This is a genomic window from Vreelandella sp. L-15 (assembly GCF_056857635.1).
In genome coordinates this window covers 19,818-35,178 of record NZ_JBSXNN010000078.1, presented here as the reverse complement: position 1 = coordinate 35,178, position 15,361 = coordinate 19,818, and the positions used below count along the sequence as shown (strand labels likewise).

The window sequence follows — 15,361 nt, the reverse complement described above, 5'->3', positions numbered from 1 at the left end:
CAGAAAGGGGAGTTCGGTGTACGAAAGCTGGGCTCAGCCTTTAAAACACCGACTCGAACGGCCCCATCTCGATCTGTACGGACTTGGTCTGGGTGTAGTGGTTTAGCGTTTCCACACCGTTTTCACGGCCAATGCCGGACTCTTTATAGCCGCCGACCGGCATTTCAGAGGGAGATTCGCCCCAAGTGTTAATCCAGCAGATGCCTGCTTCTAACTGGTGAATCACACGGTGCGCGCGGTTCAGGCTTTCGCTGAAGACGCCGGCGGCTAGGCCGTACTTGGTGTTGTTGGCGCGGCGGATGACTTCCTCTTCGTCGTCGAAGGCGAGTACTGACATTACCGGGCCAAAGATCTCCTCTTTGACGACACGCATCTCGTCGGTGCAGTCAGTGAATACCGTGGGGGCCGCCCAGGCGCCTTTGGCCCATTCGCCGCTGTTCCACGCGTCGCCACCGGCCAGCACGCGTGCGCCTTGCTCTTTGCCGAGCGCGATGTAGGAGAGCACTTTTTCCTGATGCTCGAAGCTGACAAGCGGACCGAAATTGACGCTCGGATCCATCGGGTCGCCTGCTTTGATGCGTGCCACGCGCTCTACTAGCTTGGCTTCGAACGCCTCTTTGACGCTGCGCTCAACGAACACGCGAGTGCCGTTAGTGCAGATTTGGCCGCTGGAGTAGAAGTTCGCCATCATGGCGGCATCGGCTGTGCGCTCGAGGTCGGCATCGGCGAAGACAATTAGCGGAGATTTGCCGCCGAGTTCCATTGTCACGTCTTTCAGCGTGGAACCACCGGCAGCGGCCATGACTTTTTTGCCTGTGCCCACTTCACCGGTAAACGAGACTTTGGCAATGCCCTCGTGCTCGGTCAGCATGGCGCCGACGCGACCATCGCCCTGTACCACGTTAAACACACCGTCGGGCAAGCCTGCTTCAGTGAAGATTTCGGCAAGCTTAAGCGCCGTTAGCGGTGTGACTTCACTGGGCTTGAACACGATGGCGTTACCCGCTGCCAGCGCCGGAGCCGCTTTCCAGCAGGCGATTTGAATCGGGTAGTTCCAGGCGCCAATCGCACCAATGACACCCAGCGGCTCGCGGCGGGTGTAAACAAACGAGCTATCGCGCAGGGGAATTTGGCTGCCCTCAATCGCCGGGGCAAGGCCTGCGTAGTACTCTAGAGCATCGGCACCGGTCACGATATCGACGCTGGCGGTTTCGCTGATCGGCTTGCCGGTATTGCGGGTTTCCAGCTCGGCAAGCTCGTCATTACGCTCGCGAAGAAGTGCTACGGCACGTAGCAGGATGCGTGAGCGCTCCATGCCGGTCATGGCGGCCCATTCACGCTGGCCACGCTGTGCTGCCTGAACGGCGCTATCGACATCGGCTTGGCTTGCCTGACCAATCGTGGCCAGCAGACTGCCATCATAAGGATTGGTAACGGTAAATGTTTCGCCGGAGGTGGCATCAACCGGGCGACCACCAATATAGAGGGGTTGTGCGCTTTGAGCGGTCATGTTGATCTCCTTATTTAAAATCGGCAGTGGATGCGTCTTGATAGCATCCGTAATGAGTCAGTAACTGGTCGAGATAGGTGTGCGCAAGATAGCGCGCTTCTGCGGCATCCAGGCCTTCAGGCGTTAACGCACCGCGCAGCCATAAACCATCGATCATGGCGGCTAGGCCACGAGCGGCGTTGCGGGCATCCGCTTTGGGCATGACACGTTGAAATTGATGACATAGGTTGGCGTAAAGACGACGGTCGTTCACATACTGAAGCCGCTGAAGTACGGGCTTGTGCATGCTGCTGGCCCAGAAGGCTAACCACGTCTTAGCGGCGGGTCCGGTGACCTGGGTGCGATCAAAGTTGCCTTCAATAATGGCGCCAATGTGCGCACGCGGTGAATCGTCTTCTAAGGCATGGCGCCGCGCGGCGACGGCATCGCTTAAGTCCGTCAAAATTTGTCGCATCGTGGCTTCGAGCAGGCCATCTTTACCGCCAAAGTAGTGGCTGATAATGCCTGCGGAAACCCCCGCGTGACGGGCGATGCGCATGACCGTCGCTTCGGCAAGGCCAACCTCATCAATGGCCGCCATCGTAGCCTTGATTAACTGCTGGCGGCGTATTGGTTCCATTCCCACCTTAGGCACAGCTATCTCCTAATGACGTTGAATGCCCATTGGCTCCTCGCCTTGAAAAGCAGGAGTAGGCATGGTTACCTGAATATAATGGCATTTTTTTATTGAACGTTCAATCAATAAAAGTGTGTCTGCTGGTTTCTTACTCCTGCATCGACCGTTTGCAGAGGGCGTATCAATACAACAGACAACGAGGGAAATATGTATGCAACAGCTATCTAAACGTCGTTTAAGTGCTCTATTCGTCACTGCTTTTTTACCGGTGACGGCCTTCGCGAGTGAATGTAGTAGCGTACGTTTTGCTGAGGTGGGCTGGACCGATATTACGGTGACCACGGCGCTGGCGAGTGAAGTGCTGGAAGCGCTGGGCTACGAGCCCCGCGTGGATACTGTCTCGGTGCCCATCGCTTATGCAGGGATACGCAACAATGATTTTGATGTGTTTTTGGGTAATTGGATGCCATCGATGGCATCGATCAGCGATCCGTACATTGAGCGTGGTGAAGTAGAGCGTTTGGTCGCGAATCTCGAAGGGGCTAAGTACACCCTCGCCGTGCCGCAGTATGTGTATGACGCTGGCGTGACCTCCGTTAATGATTTAGCCGAGCACGCAGATCAGTTTGAGCAGCGCATTCACGGTATTGAAGCAGGGAACGACGGTAACGAGCTCATTGAGCAAATGATCGACGATAACGCCTATGGGTTAGGTGACTGGCAGGTGGTCGATTCCAGCGAGGCGGGGATGTTGGCCGAACTCCGCGCGCGGGTGCCGAATGAAACGTGGATGGTGTTTCTGGGGTGGGAGCCGCATCCGATGAACAGTAACTTTGAGATGGCCTATCTCTCCGACGCGGATGATTATTTCGGCCCCAACCTTGGTGGGGCGACGGTTTACACCAACACTCGCGCCGGGTTTGTGGAGTCCTGCCCCAATGTGGGTGAACTGCTCAACAATATGACGTTTACGTTGGAAATGGAAAACCAATTAATGAGCGCCATTATGGATGAAGGCGTTGAGCCGCGTGAGGCGGCGCGCACGTATCTCAATGATAACCCTGAGATCCTTGATGCTTGGTTAGAGGGTGTGACAACGCGTGAAGGCGAAGAAGCACTGCCTGTTGTAAAAGCAGCGCTGTAAGCTCGGTTGAGCTGAGTGAGGTATGCAATAAAAAAGGTAGGCCGTTTCGGCTTGCCTTTTTTCACTCATATAGGCATAATCTGCACCCGCTGATGTCGAAAAGGCTACGTAGCTCAGCTGGTTAGAGCACATCACTCATAATGATGGGGTCCCCTGTTCAAATCAGGGCGTAGCCACCAATCAGCGCAAGTATGCAGTTCAACAGCATACGACTATGGTGGCCCCTTAGGTCCTCCCGCAACGCTAAACTGCGAACCCCGCCAGGCCCGGAAGGGAGCAACGGTAGTGGTGGCTGCGTGTGCCGGGATGTGGCTTTTGGGGCCGCCTCCATTTCTGGTCTACTATTATTTCCAGCTATTGCCGCTGAGTATGCCGAATACTACTTGCAAGTTGGCTCTATATTCCCCTCAAGCGCCCCTTTGACTCACTGATTCCTGGCGATCATGCATCAATACGATGATGCTGTTTATTGAGCTGCGCCCTAATAGGAATAGGACGCTACACGAACGGTATAGGTGAATACTCAGTGACTGGTTCTTTCAGCTACAATTCTGACTTGATCGGCGGTGGGCTGATGGTGCGCGAGAGCCGCGCCGTTGCCGATTTGCTGCTGTCTGATGCCGATGAAGAGCAGTGGCACCAAGCAATCATCGTTGATAACCGCTTGCAGAAGAACCGACCAGCGACGGCCAAGCGTGCAGGGCAAGCGATTCGCAAGCGCTTAGAGAAGTTGGAGCCACCGTTTTGGCAAGCGCTGCGCGATGGCGACGACCAGCTCGCCACACAGGTGTCTTTCTGTGCGGCCATGGCACGTAACCTGCTATTAGTGGAGTTTCTTGAAAGTGTCGTCGCCGATGCTTTCTTAACCCAGGCGGAGGCGCTTCAGGCCTACCAGTGGGATGAGTTTTTAGCCGAGCGTGCCCATCGTGATGAAGCAATAGCAGGGTGGGCGGAAAGCTCCAAACGTAAAATGGGGCAGGTGGTGTATCGTATGTTGACGGAAGTCGGCGTATTGGCCTCCAGTCGCTCGCGCAAGTTACAGCCCTTGCTGCTGCGTCCAGAAGTAAAAAGCTTGCTTGAAACCTACCAGCACGTCCGCTTGAGTGCCTGTTGTCGCCAGTTGCGGTAATTTTATCCCTCTACTCTCATTGCTGACGTCAAAACGCGACTAAGTAGACCTTGCAACGCAGGTGGCAAGCGACATAGTCTTATCAAAAATAAGCCTTTTGCATTAAAAATGCCTTGCATCAAACATGCTAGACACAGGGACGCATCCGCATGTCACAGAGCAATCACTACCCACCCCCCAGCGGTTTTAGCCACCACGAGGATGATCAGCTACGGGCACGGTTGAACCAAGTCGCTGAGAAAATCACTCGGCCCGATTTTTTAGCGGGCCAGGGGCTGGGTAATGAAATTGGCTTCTGGATTTTTGATTACGCGCCCGAACATGAGCTGCAGGTGCGTGCCTATCTGAATTTCCTCCCCTCGTTAATGGCACGGCAGCACCCTGATATCAAAATGGCACAGGTCAACCTGCTGGAAGTGCTAAAGGATTACCTGACCGAGCGTGGCTTCCTAGACAAAGCCATTGCCATGCAAAAAAGCAAAGGCGATGCGGCACTGCTCAAAGCGCTACGTGGGCCGCTGCACATGGACAAGTTCGCCCCGTACCTCATCCGACACTCTTTGTCGCATGAGCCTGATATCGTATTGCTCACCGGTGTTGGCAGCCTGTGGCCCATGGTACGTGCGCACAGCTTGTTAAATGCCCTACACGGGCCACTCGGTCATAAGCCGCTGGTGTTGTTCTACCCAGGCCGTTACGACGGGCAGACGATGTCGCTGTTTAAGCAGATCAAAAGCAACAACTACTACCGTGCGTTCGCGCTCGTGCCTTAGTGCGGCGTGTTGCCTTATGGTGTGTTACGTTCGCCCCGGTTGTGAGCCGTGACTGTTAACGTTATCGCAGAGCCTTCTACAGTGATGAAGCCCCATAGATGAGGCCGGACGACAGTGTGGGCAGCTGTCAAAAGTCGGTTGTGGTTAAGCAGTGCTTTCAAAACTCAGGGTTTAAACATTTACAGGACAGATATGCACATTCAAGAGCTCTTCCTCAAACCGCTTAGCCGGTCAATCAACGGCGTGGTCAAGGCCGACCAGCGTGACCAGGAAACCATCTACCAGGAGCTGGATGAGTATGTCGTCACCAATGAGTTAGAAAAGCACTTTCGTGCTTTTTTTGAGTCCTACACCAGCCCCTTGGATGACCCTTCCATCGCCAATCGCGTGGGCGTTTGGGTGAGTGGCTTCTTTGGGTCGGGTAAATCTCACTTTTTGAAAACGCTCTCTTACCTACTCGCCAACACGGAAGCGTTTGATGCCAACGGCCAGGCCAAGCGGGCCGCTGATTTTTTTGATGAGCAGAAGCTGGTAGACAGCTCTATCCGGGCAGACATCGCCAAGGCTGTCCGTGAACCGGCCCACGTGGTGCTGTTCAACATCGACAGCAAGGCCAGCTCGAATGACGACGGCAACCCCATCCTGAACGTCTTCCTGCGCGTGTTTAACGAGCACCAAGGCTTTAGCTCTGATTACCCGCACATTGCTCATATGGAGCGCCACCTAGAAAAACGCGGTGTGTATGAGCGTTTTAAGCAGGCCTTTAACGAGGCCAGTGGTGTGGTGTGGGAAGAGGAGCGAGACGGCTATCAGTTCTACCAGGACGATATCGAGCAAGCGATTGGTGCCGCGCTCGATCTCTCTCCTGAAGCGGCGCATAAATGGTTTGAGGAATCTGAAACCAACTTCAGCGTTTCGGTAGAGAACTTCTGCCACTGGGTGAAAGAGTTTTTGGAGTCGCAGTCAGCTACCCAGCGCATGGTGTTCATGGTGGATGAAGTGGGCCAGTTCATTGGCAGCGACACACGCTTAATGTTGACTCTGCAAACGCTCACCGAAAACCTGGGCACGATTTGCGGTGGGCGTGCCTGGATCGTGGTCACCTCCCAGGCGGATATGGATGCCGTGCTAGGCGAAATGACCGCCTCAAAAGCCAACGATTTTTCCAAAATCGCCGGACGCTTCAAAACCCGCTTATCGCTCTCAAGCTCCAACTCCGACGAAGTGATCCGAAAGCGCCTGCTGGTGAAAACCGACCCGGCACGCGCGGAGCTGGAAGGCGTGTTTGAGGCCAAAGGCTCCATTTTGCGTAACCAGCTGACCTTTGACCGCTCTGGCCCCACGCTAAAAAACATCGAAGGCGTCGAAAGCTTTATCGCCAATTACCCCTTTGTGCCGTACCACTTCCAACTGGTGCAAAAAGTTTTTGAAGAGATCCGCAAGGTAGGGGCGACGGGCGCTCACTTAGCCTATGGCGAGCGCTCCATGCTCGATGCGTTCCACATGGCCGCCAAAGCCGTGCAAGAGAAGACGATTGGCGCGCTGGTACCAATGCACTGCTTCTATACAGTGGTAGAGGGCTTTCTTGATACAGCGGTGAAGCGCACCATTGATCAGGCCAGCGAAAACCCCGTGTTAGAGGCGTTTGATGTCGAAACCCTACGCACGCTGTTTATGATCCGCTATGTGGATCTGGTGAAGGGTACGGTCGATAACCTGGTGACACTCTCGCTGACCCAAATCGACGATGACCGTATTGCCATTCGTGAGCAGCTGGAAGCGACCCTGGCACGGCTGGAAAAAGAGAGCCTGATAACCCGTAACGGCGATGAATACCAGTTCCTCACCAATGAAGAGCGTGACATCACCCGTAAGATCAAAGCCACGGAAGTCACCAGCAGCGACGAGAACAAAGAGCTCTCAAGCCTGATCTTCAAAGACTCGTTTCGTGACCGCAACAAATACCGCTATCCGGTCAACAAAACCGACTACAGCATTGGCCGCTACCTGGATGGCCACACCCTGGATGGCCGCTATCAAAGCCAGCTAAGGGTGGAGGTGGTCTCACCGCTGGATGTGGAGTACGTGCAGCTAAGCGAAGCGGGCTGCATTCACAAAAGCGGCGATAACGGTGGGCAAGTGCTGATTAAGCTGCCCGACGATAAGCGCTTTACCGATGAACTGCGTACCCTGCTGAAAACCGATAAGTTTATCCGCCTGAACCTATCGGCCAACGACCACAGCGTAGAGCGCATTCTGGCCGACCGTGGCCGTGAAAACCAAGAGCGCAAAAAACGCCTGCGGGTGCGCCTGGAAGAGATGCTGCTAGATGCGGACGTGTACGCGCTCGGTCAAAAGCTCGATCTCAACCGCAACCAGTTGAATACCCGTTTGGATGAGGCCTGCCGCTACCTGCTGGAAAACACCTACAACAAGCTGAGCCAGCTCACGGCGCTTAGCCCCGAGCCGATGCGCGAGCTGCAGGCCGTATTAACCGCCGATGACCTGGGCACCCAGAACCTCAACCTGGATGGTGAAGAGGGCAACGCCCAAGCGGTGAAAGAGGTAGAGCAGTATATCTCGCTACATGGCGGCGAGCCGGTGCCCTTGAACCCGCTGATTGAGCGTTTTAGCAACCGACCTTTCGGCTGGCCGGAAGGCGAAACGCTGCTGATTCTGGGCCGCCTGCATGCCGCTGGGCGCTTAACCTTCCACACCGCTGGCCCCGCGCTCAGCGGTAAAGAAGCCTTTGAGCTACTCAACAACGCCCGCCGCCGCAGTGAAGTCCGCCTCCAGAAAAAGCGCCAAACCGAAGATGCGGTACTCAACAAAGCCCGTAACCTCACCAAAGAGCTGTTTGGCCAGCTTGGCCCCACCAGTGAAAAAGAGCTGTTTACCTATTACGTAGACCGCTTATCCCACTGGCGGCGTGAGCTAGAGGCGTACAAAAGCAAAACCGACGTGGGCAACTTCCCCGGTCGCAATGCCATTGAAAACTCACTGCGCGAAGTGGAGCGCCTGCTGCGACTGGACGATAGCTTTGATTTCTTCAAAACCGTCGCCAGCCAGCAAGACACGCTGCTCGATGTTGAAGAAGACTACCGCGATCTCAACGACTTCTTTACCAAGCAGCTCACCACGTGGCAACAGCTGGAGCAAGCGCTCAACCGGTTTGCGGTGAACCGCCTGGAGCTTGAGAAAAACACCCAGGCCCAGCAAGCGCTGGCCGAGTGTGAGCGTATTTACCGCGCCGAAGCGCCTTACGCCATGCTGAACCAGGTGGATGGCCTGGTACGCACGCTGGATGAGGTGAACAACCGCCTGATAGAGGAAAAACGCCAGCACGCCATTGCCCGTATCGACACGCGCATCGCCAAGGTAAGCGCTGAAATAGCCAAAAGCGGCATTGGCACCGCCGAGCTCAGCAACCGCTTGCTGCACCCGCTGCAGCAGCTTAAAGCCTCGGTCAATCAATCGGTCAGCGTCGCGCAAATCTACCAGCTGCAAACCGAAACTGCCGTTGATTTAGAAGAAGAAAGCTTGGATGCGCTTCACAACGCACAGGCTGAGGCGGCCAAGCGGCAGACGCCCGCGCCTGCGGGAAACACCACAACACCGGCTCCAACATCAGAGAACCCCAAGCCAGCCCCACAAACGGCACCAGGTGATAAAGCGTACGACCCGCACACCGCAACAGCACCAGCGGCGGTAAATGCCCCCAAACCCGTGGCAAGAGTGCGTGTAAGCGACGTACTCAGCCGCGTGCATAGAGGGGTGTACCTGGAAAGCCAAGCGGAAGTCGATGCGTTTATGGACGAGCTGAGAAAAGAGCTGGAAGGGTCACTTTCAGCGGGCAAACGGGTACAGGTGCGTTAGTGTTCGAACGATTTTTGTTGAAAGTGGAGCGACAAGCTGAGCACAGGGGGCCGCTGCAATTTGGCAACAGACTGTTGCCAAATTCACCGACGCACCCTGAACCGCCAACAGGGGCAACGACTATCGCCAAGCCTAAGCATCCTGGTTGGCAGGGTATCGACGAGCAGGTTACACTTTAAAAATAACCCGTTCATCCGCGTCGGGTCTGAGCGATACCGCAGAGGTGAGTCATCATGCATGCCAACGTCAAGCAGCTGCGCTTGCAAACCAAAGCTTTGATTGCCGCTACCCAGCGTGGCGAGACCGTAGAGATCACCTTCCACGGCAAGCCATGTGCTCGCCTAGTGGGGGTGGCGTCTGCCACACCTAACAAGCGCTTGGCCCCCAACCCGGCGTTCGGCCTCTGGGCAGATCAGGGCGAGGCAAGCGCCCAGGAGATTGACACCCAAGTCCGCCATTTGCGCGCGCCGCGCTCCTTCGAGGGCAGCGACTGATGCTGGTGGACACGGATGTGCTGATCTGGAATTTGCGCGGCAACCGCGCCGCCGCCCAGCGCCTGGATGACGCGCCAGGTTTCTGGCTCTCTGCCGTCACTTATATGGAACTGGTGCAGGGCATGCGCAACAAGCAGGAGCTAAGGCAGCTACGCCAGGCACTGATCTACTGGCAAGCAAGCATCCGCCATCTGGAAGAGGGGATATCCTCGCGTGCCATGTTTTTGGTCGAAAGCTATGCGCTAAGCCATAACATGCAAATGGCCGATGCCCTGATTGCCGCCACCGCGATGGAGGCAGGGGTGCCTTTGCTCACCGCCAATGACCGCCATTACCGCCATATCGATGGCCTGGAGATCGATGTTTTTCGCCCGGAATAGTTCGTCCTGAGTCAATCACCAAACACTACGCCCCCTAACGCCATGCTTAACCAAGTAGCTGCGCTAGCGCTCAGCGATTTTTGTTGACACGACCAATATTGCCTGTTCACTGCCGTCCCGTGTCCTGGGACGCGGGACAGCGAAGCGGAAAGAAACATGAAAAGGCAACAAGGCACCTATGACCACCGCGACCATTGAACAGCGCCTAAGCGAGCCAGAAGGCAAGCAGCTTGAGTTCAAGCGCGACCTATCATCGCCCAAGCCGCTGATGAAAACACTGGTCGCCTTTGCCAATACGGCCGGTGGCCAGTTGATCATTGGTGTTGACGATGATGGCACCGTGCTAGGCGTGGATGATCCGCTGGATATAGAAGAGCGCCTGACCAGCATGATCGCGGATGCCATTCACCCCCGGCTACTGCCCAATATTGAACTGGTGAGTGTGGGCGAACATACCCTGGTGTGTATTGAGGTGTTTTTGAGCAGCGCACGCCCACACTTTTTCAAAGCGCTTGGCGAAGAAAACGGTGTGCTGGTGCGGCTTGGTTCTAGCAATCGGCAGGCGGGGCTGGCCCTCATTCAAGAAATGCAGCGCCAAGCGAGCGGAACCACCTTTGACGTTCAGCCCATGCCTGAGCTGAGCCGTGACGACCTCGACCAAAACGCCATACAGCAAGCCTTTCGCAGCGAACAGCTGCTTGATGACAATAAACTTCGCACGTTACGGCTACTTGTCTCGTATCAAGGTCGCCTAGTACCCAGCGTGGGCGGAATTTTGCTGTTTGGCCGCGAGCGCCAATGGCACTTTGAAGATGCCTGGATTCAGTGCGGCCGTTTTCGCGGCACCGATAAGGTCGAGATTTTCGACCAGACAGATATTCACGCGCCGTTACCCCAAGCGGTTGATGACATCGAGCTGTTTCTCAAAAAACATGCTTTCAAGCAGGCAGAGTTTGGCGCCATGCGTCGCCGCGATGTGTGGAGTATCCCGCTGACCATCCTGCGTGAAGCGATTATTAACGCCTTGGTACACAGCGACTACTCCCAACGCGGCAGCCCCATACGCATTGCGTTTTATGACGACCGTATCGAGATTGAAAGCCCAGGACTACTGATGCCCGGCATGACCATTGAAGACATGAAACGCGGCGTTTCGATGATTCGCAACCCAGTGATTGCCCGCGTGTTTCGTGAGCTTGGGCTGATAGAGCAGTGGGGCAGCGGTGTGAAGCGTATTTTCTCGGAAGCCCAAGTCCAAGGGCTGCCTGAACCGCATATTGAAGAAATTGCCAACCGCGTGCGTTTGAGTATTCGGCTGGCAACGCCGGTTTCTATCCAGCAGTCAGCTTCAGTGACCCAGGCTGAGTCAGTGCAGTCAGAGTCACGGCTAGAGTCACGGCTAGAGTCAGCGCTGGCAGCCAGAGTGCTGTTGATACTGCAGCAGGAGCCGCTGGGTAAAGCTGCCATAGCGCGTGAGCTGGGTCACAAGGGCGTTTCCGGTGAGCTCAATAAACAAGTAGGCAATTTACGCCAGCAGCAGCTGATTGAAATGACGCTGCCCGAAAAGCCCAATAGCCGCCTTCAACAATACCGCTTAACCCCTCAAGGCCAGCGCTTTTTGCAAGACACTTTCAAGGATCTAACATGAACACCGCCAACATCAAAAAATACGCCCCCAAGGCCCGCGCCCGCTTTATCGACACCATGACGCGCCAGGCGGCCCGAGTGGGCATTAGCCCGGAGGGCAAAGGCGGTGTGGTGATTGCCCCCCTGGAGCTAAAGGGCGATGTGTTGGTGATGACTGCTCAGGATGGCCAAACCCACACCGTGCCCGCCCACTTAAAGCGCGCACGGGAAGCGCTGGCCGCGTGGGTGCAGCGCGATGGCTTTACTCAAGCGATAGAGCAGGCCGCCTATAGCTGGTTCAACCGCCTGTGCGCCATTCGCTATATGGAGATTCACGGCTACCTGGACCACGGCCGCCGCGTGCTGAGTGGGGCAGGGGGCGAAGCCGGGCAGTTCCAGATTCTGGAGGAATGCTTAGAGGTAGATTTACCAGGGCTAGACACCGCCCGCGTGCGCGAACTCAAGCTCGACGGCACCCAGGATGAAACCCTCTACCGCGAGCTGCTGCTGGCCCAGTGCCACGCCCTGCATGACGCCATGCCGTTCCTGTTCGAGCCGCTGGACGACGCCAGCGAACTGCTGCTGCCCAACAACCTGACCAAGACCGATTCGCTGATCCGCGAGCTGGTGGAAGCGATTCCCGAAGACGACTGGCAGGACGTAGAAGTGATTGGCTGGCTCTACCAGTTCTACATCAGCGATAAGAAGGACGAAGTGATCGGCAAGGTGGTGAAAAGCGAAGACATCCCCGCCGCCACCCAGCTGTTCACCCCCAACTGGATCGTGCAATACCTGGTGCAGAACTCGGTAGGCCGCCAGTGGCTGCAAACCTACCCAGGCTCGCCACTCAAGGCCGAGATGCCGTACTACATCGAGCCCGCCGAGCAGGAGCCAGAAGTACAGGCCCAGCTGGATGCCATCACCCCGGAGAGTATCGACCCCGAGACCATCAAGGTACTCGACCCCGCCTGCGGCTCCGGCCATATTCTGGTCGAAGCCTACAACGTGCTGAAGGCGATCTACGAAGAGCGCGGCTACCGCACCCGCGACATCCCCAAGCTGATTCTGGAAAACAACCTGTTCGGCCTGGATATCGACGACCGCGCCGCCCAGCTTGCCGGCTTTGCGCTGTTGATGAAAGCCCGCGAAGACGACCGACGCATTTTAGGCAGGAATGTGCGGCTGAACGTGCTGGCCATGCAAAGCAGCCAACACCTGGATGCCAACACCCTATGGCGCGATTTAAACCTCACCGGCGACTGGCACCAGGGCCAATCCCAAAGTCTGTTTGAGAGCGAACAGCAAGACCTTTCCAGCAACGATGCCACTTACAAGCTGATGGCCGACCTGATTGAGCGCTTTCAAGATGCCAAAACCTTCGGCTCGCTGATTGAAGTGCCCAATGAATGGGAAGTGCCGCTGAAAGCACTGCTGCAAGACCTGACCGAACTCACCAACATCGGCGATATGATGCAAAAGGCCGCCGCCCAGCGGCTGGTGCCGGTAGTGCAGCAGGCTTGGGTATTGGCGCAGCGCTACAATGCGGTAGTGGCGAATCCGCCGTATATGGGCAGTAAGTATCAAACGCCAGCGGTGAAGAAATACCTAAAAGATGCCTACAAAGGCTACGAAAAGGATCTATTTTCGGCCTATATCGTCCGCAATCTAGACTTTGCCAAGGAGCATGGCCAGCTTGGCTTTATGACGCCCTTCGTCTGGATGTTTATCTCCAGCTACGAGCAGCTGCGTAAGCGACTGATTGAAGAAGATGTCATCACCAGCTTGATTCAGTTGGAATACTCAGGCTTTGATGGGGCAACGGTGCCAATATGTACCTTCACGCTGAGTAAAGGCCATATCGCAAGCTACACCGGCAGCTATATTCGGCTGTCGGATTTTCGTGGCTCTGCCAATCAAGGCCCGAAGACGCTTGAAGCCATTCAGAACCGCGACTGCGGCTGGTTCTATGACGCCAAGCCGGATGATTTTAAGAAGATTCCGGGGAGTCCGGTGGCGTATGACTTGGGTGATGGTGTTTATGAAGCCTACGCTAAATTTCCCAAGATTGGAGAGCTGGGTGAGACAGGGTCAGGTCTTCAAACAAGTGATAACAACAGATTTCTCAGGTTGTGGTTCGAAGTATCTGTAAAGAACGTAGAATTTGAAGCGAAAAATGCTGATCTAGCAAGGCTTAGTGATTGTAAATGGTTTCCACATAAAAAAGGTGGGCCGTATCGCAAATGGTATGGAAATAATGATTTTGTTTTGAACTGGAAAGGCGGTGGTGAGGAACTGTATAAATTCGCTACCAAGCTATATGGCTCACCCACAAGGATAATAAAAAATACACACCGCTATTATCAAGAAGCTGTTACTTGGTCTCATACAACTAGCTCGCATTTTAGTGCGCGCCTTTTAGAGTCAGGTTTCGTTTTTAATGTTGAAGCACCGTCGCTGTTTGGTGTGGATGCTGATATTTTTTTGCCGTTCTTGTGCTCTAAGGTAGGGACGAAGCTTATCGAAACTATGAATCCCACGCTACATTTTATATCTAGTAGTGTAGGTGACCTTCCTTTTGATGTTGAATCAATACAGCGTGAAAAAGATCAGCTAAATTTGATTTATAAAAATGCTATAAGTATAGCAAAATGTGATTGGGACCTCTATGAGGTATCGTGGAGATTCAGTACTTTTCCCCTTTTTGGTGGTCATGATCACGGGAAAAGGTTAAAAGATAATTACCATAATATACGAGCTACTTGGAGCGAAATGACGCGTGGCATGCAGTTGTTGGAGGAGAAAAATAACACGTTATTTATCAACATCTACGGTCTGCAGAATGAAGTTTCTTCAGATGTGCTACTGAAGGATATAACCCTCACCTGCAACCCCCATTACCGCTACGGCGGCAACCGTTCCGAGGAAGAGCTGGAAGCTCTGCTTCAGTGCGACACTCTCAAAGAGCTGGTCAGCTACGCCATCGGCTGCATGATGGGCCGCTACTCGCTGGACAAGCCCGGCCTGATCCTCGCCAGTCAGGGCGAAACCGTCCGCGACTACCTCGCCCAGATCCCCGAGCCAAACTTCGCCCCGGATGACAATGCCATCATCCCGCTCACCGATCAGGAATGGTTCCCCGACGACGCCACCAACCGCTTCCGCGATTTCGTGCGTACTGTGTGGGGTGAGGAACATTTGCAAGAAAACCTCGATTTCGTCGCCGAAAGCCTCTGCCTGCACGCCATTAAGCCCAAGAAAGGCGAGGCTGCCCTGGACACCATTCGCCGCTACCTAAGCACCCAGTTCTTCAAAGACCACCTGCGCACCTACAAGAAACGCCCCATTTACTGGCTGTTTTCCTCCGGCAAGCAGAAAGCCTTCGAGTGTTTGGTTTACCTGCACCGCTACAACGAAAGCACCCTAGCCGAGATGCGCACCGACTACGTCATCCCGCTCACCACCAAGCTCGCCAGCTACGTGGAAAAGCTAGAGCAAGACAAAGACGCCAGCACCTCCGCCGCCGAAGCAAAAGCCATCGAGAAGGAATTGAGCAAGCTCTACAAGCAACAAGCCGAACTCAACACCTTCGACGAGAAGCTGCGCCACTACGCCGACCAGCGTATTTCACTGGATCTGGATGATGGGGTGAAGGTGAACTACGGGAAGTTTGGGGATTTGTTGGCGGAAGTGAAGGCCGTGACGGGGGAGAAGGCGGTGTAAGATTTAGAAGGCTGCCTGCGGCGGAAGTATGCTGCATTTGCCGGATCAATGCGGCGGTGCGTGAATTCAACTATAAAGCGTTGCTATGTGATA

10 protein-coding genes, 1 tRNA gene and 1 other RNA gene are annotated in these 15,361 nt (G+C 55.0%); 10 read left to right on the top strand and 2 right to left on the bottom strand.

Annotated elements, in window-relative coordinates; genetic code table 11:
* Positions 1-40: 40 nt before the first annotated feature.
* Together betB and betI are read right to left on the bottom strand one after the other, a co-directional pair.
* Positions 41-1,510: a betaine-aldehyde dehydrogenase gene (gene betB, locus AC13CY_RS11320; RefSeq protein ID WP_172514439.1), complete on the bottom strand. Its 1,470-nt coding sequence runs from the start codon at positions 1,508-1,510 to the stop codon at positions 41-43.
* A 10-nt stretch (positions 1,511-1,520) separates the two neighbouring features.
* The gene (gene betI, locus AC13CY_RS11315) at positions 1,521-2,129 is read right to left on the bottom strand and encodes a transcriptional regulator BetI (RefSeq protein ID WP_044628022.1); all 609 of its coding nucleotides are present in this window, start codon (positions 2,127-2,129) and stop codon (positions 1,521-1,523) included.
* A gap of 208 nt (positions 2,130-2,337) precedes the next feature.
* Here betI and AC13CY_RS11310 point away from each other — a divergent pair, with 208 nt between their 5' ends.
* From AC13CY_RS11310 to pglX, 10 genes are all read left to right on the top strand, one after another.
* Positions 2,338-3,270, top strand: a complete 933-nt coding sequence (locus AC13CY_RS11310) for a choline ABC transporter substrate-binding protein (protein WP_062359358.1) — start codon at positions 2,338-2,340, stop codon at positions 3,268-3,270.
* Positions 3,271-3,372: 102 nt separating this feature from the next.
* A tRNA-Met gene (locus AC13CY_RS11305) sits at positions 3,373-3,449 on the top strand.
* Between the two features lie 45 nt (positions 3,450-3,494).
* Positions 3,495-3,591, top strand: an RNA gene (ffs, locus tag AC13CY_RS11300) — signal recognition particle sRNA small type.
* A gap of 205 nt (positions 3,592-3,796) precedes the next feature.
* Positions 3,797-4,399 carry a DUF1819 family protein gene (locus AC13CY_RS11295; RefSeq protein WP_228219535.1) on the top strand — a complete coding sequence of 201 codons (603 nt, stop codon included), beginning with the start codon at positions 3,797-3,799 and terminating at the stop codon, positions 4,397-4,399.
* A 149-nt stretch (positions 4,400-4,548) separates the two neighbouring features.
* Entirely contained in the window at positions 4,549-5,172 is a 624-nt protein-coding gene (locus tag AC13CY_RS11290; protein WP_289111458.1) for a DUF1788 domain-containing protein, read from the top strand.
* A gap of 192 nt (positions 5,173-5,364) precedes the next feature.
* Positions 5,365-9,048, top strand: coding sequence for a BREX system P-loop protein BrxC (gene brxC / locus AC13CY_RS11285; RefSeq protein WP_483052528.1), 3,684 nt, complete (start codon positions 5,365-5,367; stop codon positions 9,046-9,048).
* 233 nt (positions 9,049-9,281) lie between these two features.
* Complete coding sequence (locus AC13CY_RS11280) at positions 9,282-9,542, top strand: type II toxin-antitoxin system Phd/YefM family antitoxin (protein ID WP_062374361.1); 261 nt, start codon at positions 9,282-9,284, stop codon at positions 9,540-9,542.
* Positions 9,542-9,922: a type II toxin-antitoxin system VapC family toxin gene (locus AC13CY_RS11275; RefSeq protein WP_089675692.1), complete on the top strand. Its 381-nt coding sequence runs from the start codon at positions 9,542-9,544 to the stop codon at positions 9,920-9,922. Before AC13CY_RS11280 ends, AC13CY_RS11275 begins: the two co-directional genes overlap by 1 nt.
* Positions 9,923-10,100: 178 nt before the next feature.
* Entirely contained in the window at positions 10,101-11,570 is a 1,470-nt protein-coding gene (locus AC13CY_RS11270; RefSeq protein ID WP_483052527.1) for an ATP-binding protein, read from the top strand.
* Positions 11,567-15,268, top strand: a complete 3,702-nt coding sequence (gene pglX, locus AC13CY_RS11265) for a BREX-1 system adenine-specific DNA-methyltransferase PglX (protein ID WP_483052526.1) — start codon at positions 11,567-11,569, stop codon at positions 15,266-15,268. Before AC13CY_RS11270 ends, pglX begins: the two co-directional genes overlap by 4 nt.
* The last annotated feature ends 93 nt before the right edge of the window (positions 15,269-15,361 follow it).